Here is a 17412-nt window from a genome sequence, read left to right on the forward strand (position 1 = left end):
CCCGGCGGGCTGTAAGCCGTTGTTCCGTGTCAGTGGAGGCGCATTATAGGGAGTTCTGAGACGTTGACAAGCCCTGTTTTCAAAAAATCTTTCAACCGTCTCTTTTTTGTGCAAAACGCTATGAAAGCGCCAGTTTTTCCAGCGACTCGAAGCCATAGCGCCGCAAAACGCTCAAAAGCTGCTCAGTTTCAGGCGTCAGCGCCATACAGTACGCAATATTGGCATCACTCGATTTTGCGTCAGGCGCTTCGTGCTCTAATAGCCAGGCGGTGCGACGCGCAATCGCCGCTCCGGAGTCGATCATTCTCGTCCCTTCCGGCAGAACCTGCTGCAGCTCGTCTTGTATTAGAGGGAAATGCGTACACCCCAGCACAACCGTATCAGGTGGTTCCTGCATTCGTAGCCAGGGACGCAGGATACGCCGCAGTTCATCCAGCGGGACCGGTTCACCGTGCAGTTTGGCCTCTGCCAGTTCTACCAGCTCTGCCGACCCCAGCATTTCGATTTTGCATTCATTCGCAAAACGGGCGATCAGTTCGCGCGTATAAGGGCGTTTTACCGTTCCGCGCGTCGCCAGCAGGCCAACAACGCCATTCGCCGTTAAGCGGGCCGCCGGTTTTATCGCCGGAACGACGCCGACAACCGGAAAGGCGAATTTATCGCGTAAGGCGGGGAGGGAAACGGTACTTGCGGTGTTACAGGCAATAACGGCCAGCGCCAGAGGGTAACGCTGCTGAACCGCAGTCACAATCTCCAGGACGCGTTCAACAATAAACTCTTCACTCTTCTCGCCGTAGGGGAAAGCAACGTTGTCGAAAGCGTAGATATAATGCAGATTCGGCAGAAGCTGCCGAATCTCATTGTAAACCGACAGCCCACCGACGCCGGAATCAAACACCAGCACGGTGGGACGTGGATCAGAAGGTGTAGCTGCCAGACAAGTAGTATTCTCGTCCTGCAGTTTGGTAGCCATAAGCTGTCTCGTAATCTTTATCGAACAGGTTAGCTATTTTACCACGAACTGTCAGGCGATCGGTGATCGGATACGATGCAGAAACGTCTACCGTGCTGTAGCTCGGCAAAATTCTTTGCGTATTGTTGTATTGGGAGGTGTTGTTATCGTAACGCTTCCCATAATACTGCCAGGACACATCCATATCGACATCAAACATGGACCAGTCCAGCTGATACTTTGCCTGTCGTTTAGAACGTCGGGCCAGCACTTCACCGTTATCATCGTTGCGCGGATCGACATACTGCAACGTTACGCGATGGCTGAAAATACCGGTATCGATACTTCCCGTCCATTCCACGCCTTTAATCGTCGCGGCATTGATATTGTCGTACTCCCCGTCATAGGTAACAGGATCGGAATAATAGGTAATCAGGTTAGTAATTTTGTAATGGTACGCGGACAAGCGCCAGTCCACGGGACCGGTGAGCCCTTCCAGCCCAGCTTCCCACTGTTTCGACTCTTCAGGTTTCAGATTAGGATTCGCGTTGATACCAAATCGAGTGGAGCCAAACTGTTGCCCTAAAGAAGGCGCGAGGAAGCCGGTACCGTAGCCGAGAGTCAGGCGATAATTTTCGACAAACTCCCAGCCTGCAGTAGTCTGCCAGGTACCGTGCCAGCCAAACTGCTCATCGTGGTCTTCACGTCCGGACGCTTCGAGGGTCACGTCGCCAACTTGCTGCTGGCCCGTCAGGTACAGTCCCGTATTATCACGTTTGTAGGTATCCGACATCGCCGTATCTGATGAAGTTAACCGCTGCTGCTGCCAGTCCACCCCAGCGCTGACAGAGCCATGGCCGACAATAACGTTATTGCCCCACTGCAGGTTACGCTGCGTCATCCTGTCGAGCGTCGTCCCATCATTATAACGGCCATAAATACTGCTGTAGTTGTAGTCCTTTATCTTCTGATAGCTGGCGATGAGCTGGGAGGAATAAATTCCGGAATTAAAGTTCAGCCCCGCATCCCAGCTCTGGTTATAGAGCTGGCTTTCATCGGCGCTGTAGGCCGGGCTATACGGCGGGCTTCCCAGATCGTAATCAGAGTTGTTGGTGTAGCTGTGTCCGCGGAAGAAACCGTCAACATTCTCGTTAAATTTATGCTCGAGGCTGCCCCAAAACGTTTTATTACGAAAACCGTCGCGATCGCCGTCGTGATCCCAGGTTGAATCGGGCTGAACGTTAAAGCCTTTATTACCCTCATAAGAACCCGCAACCGTCGCCACCGTATCGCCAAAGCGATGGCGCAGGGTACCGTCATATTGTTGGTAGCCTTTCGCTCCTACCCCAGCGGTAATTTTGGATTGTTCTTTATCGGAATGCGTAATGACGTTAATCACGCCGCCCATTGCCCCGGAACCATAAATCGCTGAACGCGGGCCGCGGATATATTCGACGCGCTGCACCAGCGACAAAGGAATCTGGTTCAGATCGGGGTTATTTGTAATACCCGGTCGGGCCATGGGAACGCCGTCAACCAGCACCAGAACTTGTTTGGCTTCAGTACCACGGATAAACAGAGAGGAGGATTGACCCATGCCACCATTTTGCGCGACGTCCACGCCAGGCAATCGGCGCATCACATCGTTTAAATCTTTCGCCTGCCAGCGATCGATATCTTCCCGGGTAACCACATCGGTCGGCGCAAGAACCGTATTGACCGGCTGTTGAAAACGGTTTGCTGTCACCACTAACGTATCTGAATTGCTGTCCTGCGCCCAGCCGGAAAATGCCGTGACGGAGAGCGCCGTCATCAGCGAAGCTTTTTTAATCATTTTTAAAGCATCCGTAATAAACAAAGGATGCCGCCGGCTCTATCAGTAGCACGCGATGATAGAAACCAAATGCGACGTATTCCGGCAGGTCTTCGGGCTTGGAGTGTTTAATGGACGAGGACTTCCCGCTAAATAGCCGCAGTGTCTGCATAATGCGCTCATCCCACTTTTCCTTACCGCTGCGCGTCAGCTCCAGATTTACACTGGATTCCCTATTAACTCATAGGACCGGTAGCACGATGCTATAATCAGAAACATATAGATGTCCAGACTTCTACCGTTATATTTCCTTATATCATCAGGGCTGGACATCCCCGGCGCTTTCCCTACAATCCCCGCGTACTTATTTTATTCAGGATGCATCATGACCCCCGAACACCTTCCTACCGAACAATATGAAGCGCAACTGGCAGAAAAAGTCGTCCGTTTGCAGAAAATGATGGCGCCTTTTAGCGCCCCGGTTCCGGAAGTGTTTCGTTCGCCGGTCAGCCACTACCGCATGCGCGCAGAGTTTCGCCTGTGGCACGATGGCGACGATCTGTACCACATTATGTTCGACCAGCAGACCAAATCCCGGATCCGCGTCGAGACTTTCCCGGCCGCCAGCGAGCTGATTAATCAGCTGATGGCCGCGGTGATTGAGGGCGTACGCGATAACCCGGTACTGCGCCACAAACTGTTTCAGGTGGATTATCTCACCACCCTGAGTAACCAGGCCGTGATATCGCTGCTGTATCATAAAAAGCTCGACGATGAATGGCGTCAGCACGCGTCGCGCTTGCGCGATGCGCTGCGGGCGCAAAATCTGAATGTGCACCTGATTGGCCGCGCCACGAAAACTAAAATCGAGCTGGATCAAGACTATATCGATGAACGCTTGCCGGTTGGCGGGCGTGAAATGATCTATCGTCAGGTTGAGAATAGCTTCACCCAGCCAAATGCGGCGATGAACATTCAGATGCTGGAGTGGGCTATCGACGCCACTAAAGGCGCAACCGGCGACCTGCTTGAGCTGTACTGCGGCAACGGCAACTTTTCGCTGGCGCTGGCGCGTAATTTCGAACGCGTGCTGGCAACGGAAATCGCCAAACCGTCCGTCGCGGCGGCACAATACAATATTGCAGCGAACCACATTGATAACGTGCAGATTATCCGCATGTCAGCGGAAGAGTTTACCCAGGCGATGAACGGCGTGCGGGAGTTTAACCGCCTGCAGGGAATCGATCTGAAGAGCTATCAGTGCGAGACGATTTTCGTCGATCCGCCGCGCAGCGGGCTGGATAGCGAAACGGAGAAAATGGTGCAGGCGTATCCGCGTATTCTCTATATCTCCTGCAATCCGGAGACCCTATGCCAGAACCTGGAAACGCTCAGTGAGACCCACGAGATCGCGCGCCTGGCGCTATTCGACCAGTTCCCCTATACCCATCATATGGAATGCGGCGTGCTGCTAACGAAGAAGTAAAGCTGCGCGAGAAAACCCGGCAACAGCGCTGCTGCCGGGTGAGAGATTATTCAGCGACCGCGTTCTTGCGGTTGCGTAACCTGTAGCCAATCCAGAACACCATAATCACCGACAGAACCGCCGGGAAGAAATTAGAGCCGATGTCCGGATATTCCGCGCGCACGACGGTACTGTAAACCAGCACCCCGAGAATAAAACAGGCAGCGGCGAGCCCCGGCAAACCCACGGGCATACTACGATTCTGATAGCGCTGATGCAGGCAGTAAACCGTCAGCACCAACGACAAAATGGGGAAGATGGAAAAAGGGACAATGGAGCTGAACAGCGCGGCGAAGGTACCATTAATGGATAAACCTGCGATCAGCGCCAGCAGCAGCGTACCTCTATCTTGTACTGAGTGTTTCATTGCTCGTCCTTCACGTTATTCGGAATGATTTGATATTTTTTCTTGTTCACGGCGATACCAGTAATACGCGCCTTTCGAGATCATTCTGAGCTGCAGCACCAGGCGTTCTTCCAGCTGTCGACGCTGCTCCGGGCCCACATCGAGAGCCTCGGCGCCAGCGCTAAATACGATGGTGACCATAGCTTCAGCCTGCGCTTCGGTAAAGGCGCGCGGCATATGGTTTTCGATTTCTAAATAGTCGGCAAGTTCCGCGATAAAATGCTGAATTTCACGCGCCACGGCGGCACGAAACGCCGCGGAGGTACCGGAGCGTTCCCGCAGCAGCAGGCGGAAGGCGTTCGGGTTGTTGCCAATGAATTCCATAAAGGTGGAAACAGAGGTACGAATGACGCTGCCGCCTTTAGCGATACGCTGGCGCGCCTGGCGCATCAGCTGGCGCAGCATGAGCCCGCTTTCATCCACCATGGTCAGACCCAGCTCATCGACATCGCGAAAATGACGATAGAAGGACGTCGGGGCGATCCCCGCTTCCCGCGCCACTTCGCGCAGGCTCAAGCTGGCAAAACTGCGCTCAGCACTCAGCTGACTGAATGCCGCTTCCACCAGCGAACGCCGGGTTTTTTCTTTTTGTTGCGCTCTTACGCCCATCACGTTGTCTGAATCCTTCCATAAGCCCTTCCGGCACTATACCAGAGATTAGAACTAATCGGTTTACACTGGATTGTGAATGATTGTTTACGAGCTGTTTCTGCTTTTATGCCGCAAAAAAGCACAACGATAATTGGGTTAAAGCGCGGCGAATGTTATCATCGTGTTTATTTTATGTATAAAACAGGTGAGTAATGCCATGTCACACTCTTGGGATTATGATGCAATTGTGATTGGTTCCGGTCCTGGCGGAGAAGGCGCCGCCATGGGGCTGGTGAAACAGGGAGCACGCGTTGCCGTCATTGAGCGCTACCATAACGTCGGCGGCGGTTGTACCCACTGGGGGACCATCCCGTCAAAAGCCCTCCGCCATGCCGTCAGCCGTATTATCGAGTTTAACCAAAATCCCCTCTACAGCGACCATTCCCGTCTTCTTCGTTCTTCCTTCGCCGACATCCTGAACCATGCCGACAGCGTCATTAACCAGCAAACCCATATGCGTCAGGGTTTCTATGAGCGTAACCACTGCGAAATCCTGCAGGGCAATGCCCATTTTGTTGATGAACACACTATCGCGCTGGAGTGCCACGACGGTACCGTGGAAACGGTGACGGCGGAAAAGTTCGTGATTGCCTGTGGTTCACGCCCGTACCATCCGGCAGACGTCGACTTCCATCATCCGCGCATTTATGACAGCGACTCGATTCTCAGCCTGCATCACGAACCGCGCCATGTGATCATCTACGGTGCCGGGGTGATCGGCTGCGAATATGCGTCGATCTTCCGGGGAATGGAAGTCAAAGTGGATCTGATCAACACCCGCGATCGTCTGCTGGCGTTCCTCGATCAGGAGATGTCCGACTCGCTCTCCTATCATTTCTGGAACAGCGGCGTGGTCATTCGCCACAATGAAGAGTACGAAAAGATTGAGGGCGTTGATGACGGCGTCATCATGCATCTGAAATCCGGCAAAAAGCTCAAAGCGGACTGCCTGCTGTACGCTAACGGCCGCACCGGGAACACCGACTCACTGGCGCTGGAAAATATCGGTCTGCAAACCGACAGCCGCGGCCAGCTGAAGGTCAACAGCATGTATCAAACCGCCCTGCCGCATATTTATGCCGTCGGCGATGTGATTGGCTATCCAAGCCTGGCCTCCGCCGCCTACGACCAGGGCCGCATCGCTGCCCAGGCGCTGGTGAAAGGCGAGGCATCGGCGCACCTGATTGAGGATATCCCTACCGGGATTTACACCATTCCGGAAATCAGCTCCGTCGGTAAAACCGAGCAGCAGCTGACGGCAATGAAGGTGCCTTACGAGGTGGGTCGCGCGCAGTTCAAACATCTGGCCCGGGCGCAGATCGTCGGCATGAGCGTCGGTACGCTGAAGATCCTCTTTCATCGCGAAACGAAAGAGATCCTCGGGATTCACTGCTTTGGCGAGCGCGCGGCCGAAATTATTCACATCGGCCAGGCGATAATGGAGCAGAAAGGCGGTGGTAACACCATTGAGTACTTCGTTAACACCACCTTTAACTATCCGACGATGGCGGAAGCCTATCGGGTCGCGGCGTTAAATGGCTTAAACCGCCTGTTTTAACGCGGCGTCGAAATGGCCATCCATCTTACCGCGGATGGCCTCCGCCAGATGTTCATAGCGGCTACGCAGCGGCGAACCCGGACGATAAACCAGCCCCACGGTACGTCTCGGCTCCGGCTTGATGCAGGGCACATAGACCACGCCATCGCGCTTTCTCTCCTGCGGCACGGCCAGGGCTGGCAACAGCGTGATGCCGCTACCGGCAGCCACCATGTTACGCAGCGTTTCGAGGCTCGTCGCCCGGAAATGGGTATCTTCATCGGCGCCCGCTTCAAAGCAAAAGCCCATCGCCTGATCGCGCAGGCAGTGCCCATCTTCCAGCATCAGCAGCTTTTCACCGGCCAGGTCCGACATCGGCACGCACTCGCGGTTCGCCCACGGGTGATCTTCGTAGATAGCCAGCATCATGGGCTCATCAAACAGCGGCACCTCAATAAACGCTTCGCTCTCTTTGACCAGCGCCAGAATCGCGCAGTCGAGCTTACCGCTATCAAGCTGCGCTAAAAGCTGATGGGTTTGTGCTTCATGCAGATACATTTCCAGCTTGGGAAAGGTCTGGTGCAGCATCGGGATAATCAGCGGCAACAGATAAGGGCCAATCGTCGGGATCAGTCCAATATGCAGCGGCCCGGACATGGTCTCTCCCTGCTGGCTCGCCATTTCCTTAAGCACTTTGACTTCTCGTAGCACGGTACGCGCCTGATCCACCAGCAGCAGCCCTGCCTGGGTGAACAGAACCTTACGGCTGGTGCGCTCCAGCAACATCACGCCAAGTTCATCCTCCAGCTTACGGATTTGCCCGCTGAGCGTCGGTTGGCTGACGTGGCAAGAATCCGCCGCACGGCGGAAGTGGCGGTGTTCGGCTAGCGCTACCAGATATTCAAGATCGCGAATATTCATTATTCATCCTCCATCGCCACGATAGTCCATGGCGATAGATAGAATAGCAACGAACGATTATCCCTATCAAGGTTTCTGTTCAATAATAAACCCATAAATGAGGAAAAGTTCAGAAAATCATTGAGCTTCCTCATCACCTCTCTACCCGGATAACTAAAGCCAACGTGAACTTTTGCGGACCTTGTGTCCGCTTTTTTTTGCATAAAAAAGCCCGGAGTTACCCGAGCTTCGTATATTTACCGCCTTAAAAGCAGCCCCGCAGGCGGATCACACCAGACGCTGTTTAGCGTCGGCAATCGCCTGAGCCACCTGCTGAGGAGAAACGCCACCTTTAGCCGCACGCTTATCCAGACACGACTGCAGCGCCAGAATCGGATAGACGTCATCCGCAATCACGGGGCTAAATTTCTGCAAATCGGCCAGAGGCAGATCCTCCAGCGGCTTGCCCTGGGCAATGGCTTCCACTACCGCTTCACCGACAATATGGTGCGCTTCACGGAACGGTACGCCTTTGGCAACCAGGTAATCCGCCAGTTCGGTGGCGTTGGCGTAACCCTGCTGCGCGGCTTCTTCACAACGCGGGCGTTTTACCTGAATACCGTCGAGCACCAGTGCCGCCATATGCAGGCAGTCGAGCCAGGTATCAAGCGCGTCAAACAGGCCTTCTTTATCTTCCTGCATATCTTTGTTGTAGGCCAGCGGTAGCCCTTTGAGGGTCATCATCATGCCGGTCAGCGCACCCTGCACGCGGCCGCATTTACCGCGGATCAGCTCCAGCGCATCCGGGTTTTTCTTCTGCGGCATCAGGGATGAGCCAGAAGTCACGCGGTCAGAAAGCTCAACAAAGCCCGCTTCGCCGGTATTGAAGAAGATCAGATCTTCAGCAAAACGCGACAGATGGACCATACCGATTGAGGCATCGGACAGCAGTTCCAGTACGTGATCGCGATCGGACACGCTGTCCAGGCTATTGCGGGTCGCCGATGCGAAGCCCAGCCAGCCGGCAAGCTGTTCACGATCGATTTCATAGGCGGTACCCGCCAGCGCTCCGCAGCCCAGCGGGCTGACGTCCAGACGTTTAAGCGCATCCTGCAGGCGGCTTTCATCACGCGCCAGCATTTCGACATAGGCCAGACACCAGTGGGCAAACGTCACCGGCTGCGCGCGCTGCAGGTGGGTATAGCCCGGCATAACGGCGTCCTGATTATTCTCCGCCGTCTCAACCAGCGCGCTTTGTAGCTGACGATTCGCCGACAGCAGTTCCATCACGGTATCTTTGCACCACAGCTTCAGGTCGGTCGCCACCTGGTCATTACGGCTACGCCCGGTGTGCAGCTTTTTGCCCAGCTGGCCGACCTTGTCGATCAGCTTACCTTCCACCCAGCTATGAATATCTTCCGCATCGCTTTCAAGGATCTGCTGAGGGTTAGCCCGCACGTCTTCCAGCAGAACGTTCAGCGCCTCTTCCAGCTGTAGCTGCTCATCGGCGGACAGTACGCCCACCGTCACCAGCGCTTTGGACCAGGCAACAGAGCCAACGATATCCTGCTCCGCCAGGCGATAGTCAAAGCGCAAAGAGTCGTTGAACTGTTTGAACCGCTGATCCGCTGCCTGAGTAAAACGCCCACCCCAAAGTGCCATAACATGCTTCCTTAATATCTTTGAATTTTATTACCCGGCGACGCTACGCTTACCGGGTCGACAAAATGATAAATTGATTATGCCAGAATACGCGTGCCGATCGGCGTGCCGTTAAACAGCGCAGGGAGCTGCTCCGCGTGGCGCCAGGAGGCGATATCGACCGGGCGGCCTAATGTCCGCGCCGCGTCCAGGGCCGCATTCACTTTGACGATCATGCCGTCGGTGATAATGCCCTGCTCGATCAGCTGTTCAGCCTTCTCGGCGGTCATTTCCGCGATGCGCTGCCCTTTGCCATCAAGAATGCCGCTTACGTCAGACAGCAGAATCAGGTCTGCGCCGAGCGTTGCCGCCAGCGCGGTCGCCGCCTGGTCGGCGTTAACGTTCATCAACTCGCCTTCATCGGTGACGCCGATGGAGCTAACGACCGGCATATAACCGCCCGCCAGCAGCGTGTTAATCAGCGCCGGAGAACCCGGCTGAGCGAATCCGACATGACCCAGCTCTTCATCAAGCTGCGTCACTTTGACGCTATCGCCATCGCCGAGGAATAGCCCAACGGCAGCCAGGCCGTGCTTCTTCGCCCACGCCAGCAGCGTTTTGTTGGCGGTTCCCGCCAGCGCGCCGGTAATAATGTCGATCTGATCCGCCGGCGTGACCCGCAGACCGTTTTTCTTGTTCACCGGCAGGTTGAGCTGCTTCATAAGTTCATCCACCACGCAGCCGCCGCCGTGCACAATAATCAGCGGGCGCTGATGGGATTCGCGGTAGTTCACCAGTGCCGTAAACAGGCGCTCAAGCGCTTCTTCGCTGTCCAGCAGGACGCCGCCAAGTTTGATAATTAAAGGATTCATCATCACACCTTAAATAAGAGACTGCGTCTCAGCGAAGCCGAAACGAATATTTGCGCACTGCACGGCCTGCGCGGCCGCGCCTTTCAGCAGGTTATCTTCCGCCGCCACCACGATGATATGTTCATCCTGGACCGCAAAACCGATATCACAGAATGGCAGACCCACGACATTTTTCAATGCAGGGACACCTTTATCGTATAAACGTACCAGCGGCTTATCCGCATAGGCCTGCTGGAATACCGCCGCCACCTGCTCTTTGCTCACGCCAGGCTTCAGACGGCAGGTAATGGTTTCCAGAATCCCACGCTTAAAATTGCCCAGATGCGGAGTAAAAATAACGTCCGCGCCCAGGTGGGTTGAAATTTCCGGGTGATGACGGTGGTTGAAAACGCCGTAGGGTTGCAGGCTGACTTCGCAGAAGCTATTGCCGATAGAGGCTTTACGCCCGGCGCCGCTGACCCCGCTGGTCGCGTTGATCACCGGCCACTGGTTAAGATCCAGCAGCCCCGCGTCGATCAGCGGTTTTAACGATAGCTGAGCCGCCGTCGGGTAGCAGCCCGGTACGGCGATCAGATTGGCTTCTTTTAGCTTTTCGACGCTCCACTCGGCCAGGCCGTAAACCGCCTGCTCCAGCAGTTCAGGGTGCTGATGAGTGAAACCGTAATATTTTTCATAGAAGGCGCCGTCATTAACGCGGAACGCCCCGGAGAGATCGAACACGACGCAGCCAGCGGCGAGAAACTGCGGCGCCAGGTCATGGCTTACCTCGTGCGCGGTAGCCAGAAAAACGACATCGACTCCGGCGCTAAACTCGCTGATATCGGACATCGGCTGCAGCGGCAGATCGACAATGCCTTTCAGCTGCGGATGCAAATCGGAAACTAATTTTCCCGCATCATTGCTTTGCGCGGAGACCGTCAATGCGGTTATGGTCATATGAGGATGGCGATTTACATAGGCCACTAGCTCTGCGCCGGCATAACCGCTGGCGCCCACAATCAGCGTGTTCAACATTGGGGCTCTTCACCTTCTTGCTTACGTATATTTGCCCTGGAAGACCGTTGCCTTCCCCACCCTGTTGAGCCGTAAGAGCATCATCCTTACATTCGATGGGTTTTCTTACGCTCAACGATAATGTATTTTTATTCACAAATAATGCATGAATATTGATACTATCACGACCCGAGGTGTGTCAACAATGAAAAACAAATTACCGCCCTTTATCGAGATTTACCGCGCGCTGATCGCCACACCTTCCATCAGCGCAACCGAAGAGGCGCTGGATCAAAGCAATGAGTCTTTAATCAATTTACTGGCAGGCTGGTTCCGCGATATCGGCTTTAATGTTGAAGTTCAGCCAGTCCCGGATACGCGTAATAAATTCAACCTGCTGGCCAGCAGCGGCCACGGCGCTGGCGGCCTGCTGCTTGCCGGGCACACCGATACCGTCCCGTTTGATGATGGCCGCTGGACCCGCGACCCTTTTACCCTGACCGAGCACGACAATAAGCTGTACGGTCTCGGCACCGCGGATATGAAAGGCTTCTTCGCTTTTATTCTCGACGCCCTGCGCGACGTTGACGTCACTCAGCTGAAAAAGCCGCTCTATATTCTGGCGACGGCCGATGAAGAGACCAGCATGGCCGGTGCCCGCTACTTCGCCGAGACGACCCAGCTGCGACCGGACTGCGCCATTATCGGCGAGCCCACGTCGCTGCAGCCGATACGCGCGCACAAAGGCCACATGTCCAACGCGGTTCGCATTCAGGGGCAGTCGGGCCACTCCAGCGACCCGGCACGCGGCGTCAACGCGATTGAACTGATGCACGACGCCATTGGCCGCATCATGCAGCTGCGCGACGACTTAAAAGAGCGTTATCACTACGCCGCGTTTACCGTCCCGTATCCCACACTTAACCTCGGGGCAATTCACGGCGGCGATGCCTCCAACCGCATTTGCGCCTGCTGCGAACTGCATATGGATATTCGCCCGCTGCCCGGAATGACCCTCAACGATCTTAACGGGCTGCTGAACGAGGCGCTGGCGCCGGTGAGCGAGCGTTGGCCTGGTCGCCTGACCGTTGCTGAACTGCATCCGCCGATCCCCGGTTACGAATGTCCGCCGGACCATAAGCTGGTTGAGGTCGTAGAAAAACTCCTCGGCGCGCAAACCGACGTGGTCAACTACTGTACCGAAGCGCCGTTTATTCAGACCCTCTGCCCAACGCTGGTGTTAGGCCCGGGCTCTATCAACCAGGCCCACCAGCCGGATGAGTACCTGGAAACGCGCTTTATTAAGCCGACCCGCGAGCTCATCACTCAGGTGGTTCACCATTTTTGCTGGCATTAAATACCCATTCTCTCGTGCGATTTTATCGGCGCGAGAGGGTGACAATTATCACATTTTCATAAGCAACGCTTATCAAGCGACCTCCGAGTTAAATTTCGCAAATTGCCGCCATTTATTCGTTTGCTGAAGCGATTTCGCAACAATTGACGTGGGGGTTTTTACGTGGCTTTATAAAGACGGTTGCTTATCCACTGCTCAAATTATCGAGCGCCGGATATAACAAAATAAAATGAGATGGGGTGTCTGGGGTAACATGAACGAACAATATTCCGCTTTGCGTAGTAATGTCAGTATGCTCGGTAAGGTGCTGGGCGACACCATCAAGGATGCGCTGGGAGAAAACATTCTTGATCGTGTCGAAACTATCCGTAAGTTGTCCAAATCTTCTCGCGCTGGCAATGAAGCCAACCGCCAGGAGCTGCTCACCACGCTGCAAAACTTGTCCAACGACGAGCTGCTGCCGGTGGCGCGCGCCTTTAGCCAGTTTCTGAACCTGGCGAATACCGCTGAGCAATACCACAGCATTTCGCCAAAAGGCGAAGCGGCCAGTAATCCGGAAGTGATTGCCCGCACCCTGAGAAAGCTCAAAGAGCAACCCAATCTCAACGAAACGATTATTAAACAAGCCGTTGAATCCCTGTCGCTGGAGCTGGTGCTGACCGCGCACCCGACCGAAATCACGCGTCGTACGCTGATCCACAAGATGGGCGAGATCAACAGCTGCCTGAAGCAGCTCGATAACAACGACATTGCGGACTATGAACGTCATCAGGTCATGCGCCGTCTGCGCCAGCTGATTGCCCAGTCGTGGCACACCGATGAAATCCGCAAGCATCGCCCTACCCCGGTGGATGAAGCCAAATGGGGCTTCGCGGTTGTCGAAAATAGCCTGTGGGAAGGCGTACCGAACTACCTGCGCGAGCTGAATGAACAGCTGGAAGATAACCTGAACTATCGGCTGCCGGTCGATTTTGTTCCGGTTCGCTTTACGTCCTGGATGGGCGGCGACCGCGACGGCAACCCGAACGTGACCGCCGACATTACCCGCCACGTCCTGCTGCTCAGCCGCTGGAAGGCAACCGATCTGTTCCTGAAAGATGTCCAGCTGCTGATTTCCGAGCTGTCGATGGTTGAGTGCACTGACGAGCTGCGTGAGCTGGCAGGCGCGGAAGGCGCTCAGGAACCCTATCGTTACCTGATGAAAAAACTGCGCACGCAGCTGATGGAGACCCAGGCCTGGCTGGAAGCGCGCCTGAAAGGACAGAAACTGCCGAAACCGGCGGGCCTTATCACGCAAAACGAGCAGCTGTGGGAACCGCTTTACGCCTGTTACCAGTCGCTACAAGCCTGCGGTATGAGCATTATCGCCAACGGCGAGCTGCTCGATACCCTGCGCCGCGTAAAAGCCTTTGGCGTACCGCTGGTGCGTATCGATATCCGTCAGGAAAGCACCCGCCACACCGAAGCGCTGGGCGAAATGACCCGCTATCTCGGCATCGGCGACTATGAAAGCTGGTCAGAAGCCGATAAACAGGCCTTCCTGATCCGCGAACTGAACTCCAAGCGTCCTCTGCTGCCGCGCCAGTGGGAGCCAAGCGAAGAAACGCGCGAAGTGCTCGAGACGTGCAAAGTCATCTCCGAAGCGCCGCGCGGCTCTATTGCGGCCTACGTGATTTCGATGGCGAAAACGCCGTCAGACGTCCTGGCCGTGCATCTGCTGTTGAAAGAGGCCGGCATCGGCTTCGCGCTGCCGGTCGCCCCGCTGTTCGAAACGCTGGACGACCTGAATAACGCCGACGACGTTATGACCCAACTGCTGAATATCGACTGGTATCGCGGCTTTATCCAGGGCAAGCAGATGGTCATGATCGGCTATTCCGACTCGGCGAAAGATGCGGGCGTGATGGCCGCCTCCTGGGCGCAGTATCAGGCGCAGGACGCGTTAATTAAGACCTGTGAAAAAGCCGGCATTGAACTGACGCTGTTCCACGGTCGCGGCGGTTCTATCGGCCGCGGCGGCGCGCCGGCGCACGCGGCCCTGCTCTCTCAGCCTCCGGGAAGCCTGAAAGGCGGTCTGCGCGTTACCGAACAGGGCGAGATGATCCGCTTTAAATACGGCCTGCCGGAAGTCACCATCAGCAGCCTGTCGCTCTACACCAGCGCGATTCTGGAAGCCAACCTGCTGCCGCCGCCGGAGCCAAAAGCGCAATGGCGCGACATCATGGCCGAGCTGTCCGACGTCTCCTGCGAGATGTATCGCGGCTACGTGCGTGAAAATAAAGATTTTGTTCCTTACTTCCGTTCCGCGACGCCGGAGCAGGAGCTGGGCAAACTGCCGCTGGGCTCGCGTCCGGCAAAACGTCGCCCGACCGGCGGCGTCGAGTCGCTGCGCGCTATTCCGTGGATCTTCGCGTGGACGCAAAACCGCCTGATGCTGCCAGCCTGGCTGGGCGCCGGCGCCGCGCTGCAAAAAGTCGTTGAAGGCGGCAAGCAGAGCGAGCTGGAAAGCATGTGCCGCGACTGGCCGTTCTTCTCTACCCGCCTCGGCATGCTGGAGATGGTCTACTCAAAAGCCGACCTGTGGCTGGCGGAATATTACGATCAGCGTCTGGTGAAACCGGAACTGTGGAAGCTGGGCGAAGAGCTGCGTGAACTGCTGTCCGCCGATATCAACGTGGTACTGGCAATCGCCAACGACTCCCACCTGATGGCCGACCTGCCGTGGATCGCGGAGTCCATCCAGCTACGTAATATCTATACCGACCCGCTGAACGTGCTCCAGGCCGAGCTGCTCCATCGTTCACGTCTGGCGGAAGAGAAAGGTGAAAAACCGGACCCGCGCGTTGAGCAAGCGCTGATGGTCACCATCGCAGGCGTTGCGGCAGGCATGCGTAACACCGGCTAGTTCGCCCTGAGAAACCTGTAGCCCGGCTAAGCGTAGCGCGAGCCGGGTTAAAAACCATAGCTCCGGTAAGCATTGCGTTTACCGGAGCTTTTTTTATTAGTGGTGCAGCATTTCGTCGACAATCTGCTCTTTATGCAGGGCATAAGGATAGTAGGTTGGCCAGTTATCCATCTCTTTCAGCAGCGCTTCCTGGGACTCATTGCCCATAAAGATATGGAAATGTTGGGACTTGCGCGGCGCGATGGTGTGATCGCTAAACTGAACAAACTTCGGCGCTTTTGAATCCGCCTGCTGGCATTCGAACAGGTAGCGCACGCCTTTTTTACCGGATGCGTAGGTCAGAATTTTGTAGCCGGAATAGGCGTACCGGCAGGCGTTGACGGTTTTCCCGACGTGAAACTCCATGACGTTATCTTCGATACCAATCTGGTCCACATCGGTAGCGTAGCCCTTCTTATAATACTCCCGATATTCCGCCACGCTTTTACCGGCTTTTTTGGCCTTCTGCTCCAGCACGGCATCTAAATCGCCGTTCAGCAGATAGGGATTAACCGACTGCCAGATACCCTCCCAGTCGCTCAGCGCCCTGTCCTTTACGTCCTGGTCGGCAAAAATGCCTTCACTCGCCTTCTGCTCCGCTTCGGTCAGCGCCGGGCCATGGCTATGGTGGCCGTGGGCGACCGCCTGACTGCTCGCCAGGACCAGGCTTACACCAAGCATAAGTGCGGAAATCTTTCGGGTCATCACTCTCTCCTGAGTTTAGGTTTGCAATAATATGTTACGATATAACATATCAATCAAATCTTACAACTCTCTTCGCAGAAAAATCGCGCGGCTTTTCCCTCTGCCAGTTTGTTAGGTATGATGAAACGGGATCGCGCGACGCGGAGAGAGAATGGATAGCGACATTAATCAGGCCATTGATTCTTTTATTAAAGGCCCGGCGGTAATCGGCAAAGTCCACTTTTCCACAGAATCCAGACCGGCTTCTGAGAAAGCGCTAAGCGTCGATTTTCCGCGCCTCGAAATCATGCTTGCGGGGCAGCTTCGCGATCCGGCGATTAAGGCCGACCAGGCGCAGCTGACGCCGCACGATGTGCTGTACGTCCCCGCAGGCGGATGGAATGACCCGCAGTGGCTGATGCCCTCCACGCTGTTAACTGTCTTATTTGGTAAGCAGCAGTTGGAATTCGTTCTACGCCACTGGGACGGCAGCGCGCTTAACGTGCTGGATAAACAGCAGGTTCCTCGCCGCGGCCCCCGGGTTGGATCGTTTCTGCTGCAGGCGCTGAATGAAATGCAGATGCAGCCGCAGGAACAGCACACGGCCCGCTGTATTGTCACCAGCCTGCTCAGCCACTGTGCCGATCTGCTGGGCAGCCAGGTACAAACGTCATCGCGCAGCCAGGCGCTTTTTGAAGCGATTCGTAAACATATTGATGCCCATTTTGCCGACCCGTTAACCCGCGAGTCGGTGGCGCAGGCGTTTTATCTCTCACCAAACTATCTTTCCCATCTGTTCCAGAAATGCGGGCCAATGGGCTTTAACGAATACCTGAATCACATCCGTCTGGAGCAGGCCAGAATGCTGCTAAAAGGCCACGATATGAAAGTGAAAGATATCGCCCACGCCTGTGGTTTCGCCGACAGCAACTACTTCTGCCGCCTGTTTCGCAAAAACACCGAGCGCTCGCCGTCGGAGTATCGCCGTCAGTATCACAGCCAGCTGACGGAAAAAACGGCTTCGCTAAAAAACTAGATTTTTGTGTGTTAAACCTGACTTTTGTGCGTTCTTGTTTTCCCATTTTAATCCGGGTTGCGGGATAAATGTGATCTAAATCATCCTTAACCGCAATACGT

14 protein-coding genes and 1 riboswitch are annotated in these 17412 nt (G+C 55.3%); of the genes, 5 read left to right on the forward strand and 9 right to left on the reverse strand.

Translation table 11 applies throughout. The features are described 5' to 3' along the window. Positions 1-118 precede the first annotated feature (118 nt). Together murI and btuB are read right to left on the reverse strand one after the other, a co-directional pair. A complete protein-coding gene (murI, locus tag SIK97_RS14545) occupies positions 119-973 on the reverse strand; it encodes a glutamate racemase (RefSeq protein ID WP_071957375.1) in 855 nt (284 codons plus the stop codon). Further along, positions 918-2786: a TonB-dependent vitamin B12 receptor BtuB gene (gene btuB, locus SIK97_RS14550; RefSeq protein WP_057174112.1), complete on the reverse strand. Its 1869-nt coding sequence runs from the start codon at positions 2784-2786 to the stop codon at positions 918-920. The genes murI and btuB overlap by 56 nt, the downstream gene beginning before the upstream one ends. Before the next feature lie 65 nt (positions 2787-2851). Next, positions 2852-3034, reverse strand: a riboswitch (cobalamin riboswitch). A 116-nt stretch (positions 3035-3150) separates the two neighbouring features. Between btuB and trmA the strand changes: the two genes are divergently transcribed. Further along, complete coding sequence (trmA, locus tag SIK97_RS14555) at positions 3151-4251, forward strand: tRNA (uridine(54)-C5)-methyltransferase TrmA (RefSeq protein WP_032719444.1); 1101 nt, start codon at positions 3151-3153, stop codon at positions 4249-4251. Between the two features lie 46 nt (positions 4252-4297). Here the strand turns inward: trmA and SIK97_RS14560 are convergent, their stop codons facing one another. Both SIK97_RS14560 and fabR read right to left on the reverse strand, forming a co-directional pair. Then, positions 4298-4657 carry a YijD family membrane protein gene (locus tag SIK97_RS14560; RefSeq protein WP_004856046.1) on the reverse strand — a complete coding sequence of 120 codons (360 nt, stop codon included), beginning with the start codon at positions 4655-4657 and terminating at the stop codon, positions 4298-4300. Between the two features lie 15 nt (positions 4658-4672). After that, complete coding sequence (gene fabR, locus SIK97_RS14565; protein WP_004107582.1) at positions 4673-5308, reverse strand: HTH-type transcriptional repressor FabR; 636 nt, start codon at positions 5306-5308, stop codon at positions 4673-4675. A gap of 196 nt (positions 5309-5504) precedes the next feature. Here fabR and sthA point away from each other — a divergent pair, with 196 nt between their 5' ends. Further along, on the forward strand, positions 5505-6905 hold the full coding sequence (sthA, locus tag SIK97_RS14570; protein WP_004116922.1) for a Si-specific NAD(P)(+) transhydrogenase: 1401 nt from the start codon (positions 5505-5507) through the stop codon (positions 6903-6905). Here sthA and oxyR read toward each other — a convergent pair. The 4 genes from oxyR to argC form a co-directional block, all read right to left on the reverse strand. Further along, positions 6888-7805, reverse strand: a complete 918-nt coding sequence (gene oxyR / locus SIK97_RS14575; RefSeq protein ID WP_014227441.1) for a DNA-binding transcriptional regulator OxyR — start codon at positions 7803-7805, stop codon at positions 6888-6890. The two genes, sthA and oxyR, sit on opposite strands and share 18 nt — an antisense overlap. 267 nt (positions 7806-8072) lie before the next feature. Further along, complete coding sequence (argH, locus tag SIK97_RS14580) at positions 8073-9446, reverse strand: argininosuccinate lyase (protein ID WP_014227439.1); 1374 nt, start codon at positions 9444-9446, stop codon at positions 8073-8075. A gap of 77 nt (positions 9447-9523) precedes the next feature. After that, entirely contained in the window at positions 9524-10300 is a 777-nt protein-coding gene (gene argB / locus SIK97_RS14585) for an acetylglutamate kinase (protein ID WP_086544362.1), read from the reverse strand. A gap of 6 nt (positions 10301-10306) precedes the next feature. Then, a complete protein-coding gene (gene argC, locus SIK97_RS14590) occupies positions 10307-11311 on the reverse strand; it encodes an N-acetyl-gamma-glutamyl-phosphate reductase (protein WP_004870566.1) in 1005 nt (334 codons plus the stop codon). Between the two features lie 184 nt (positions 11312-11495). Here argC and argE point away from each other — a divergent pair, with 184 nt between their 5' ends. Together argE and ppc are read left to right on the forward strand one after the other, a co-directional pair. After that, positions 11496-12647, forward strand: coding sequence for an acetylornithine deacetylase (gene argE, locus SIK97_RS14595; protein WP_014227436.1), 1152 nt, complete (start codon positions 11496-11498; stop codon positions 12645-12647). A 253-nt stretch (positions 12648-12900) separates the two neighbouring features. After that, positions 12901-15552 carry a phosphoenolpyruvate carboxylase gene (gene ppc / locus SIK97_RS14600; RefSeq protein ID WP_032747324.1) on the forward strand — a complete coding sequence of 884 codons (2652 nt, stop codon included), beginning with the start codon at positions 12901-12903 and terminating at the stop codon, positions 15550-15552. A 96-nt stretch (positions 15553-15648) separates the two neighbouring features. On the opposite strand, the gene zinT is transcribed toward ppc, so the two are convergent. Then, on the reverse strand, positions 15649-16296 hold the full coding sequence (gene zinT, locus SIK97_RS14605; protein ID WP_025106569.1) for a metal-binding protein ZinT: 648 nt from the start codon (positions 16294-16296) through the stop codon (positions 15649-15651). Between the two features lie 151 nt (positions 16297-16447). Between zinT and SIK97_RS14610 the strand changes: the two genes are divergently transcribed. Continuing rightward, entirely contained in the window at positions 16448-17311 is an 864-nt protein-coding gene (locus tag SIK97_RS14610; RefSeq protein ID WP_025106568.1) for an AraC family transcriptional regulator, read from the forward strand. Positions 17312-17412 lie beyond the last annotated feature (101 nt).

The sequence above is a fragment of the Klebsiella sp. JN_Kp126 genome, assembly GCF_033843325.1.
Classification (GTDB): domain Bacteria; phylum Pseudomonadota; class Gammaproteobacteria; order Enterobacterales; family Enterobacteriaceae; genus Klebsiella; species Klebsiella michiganensis.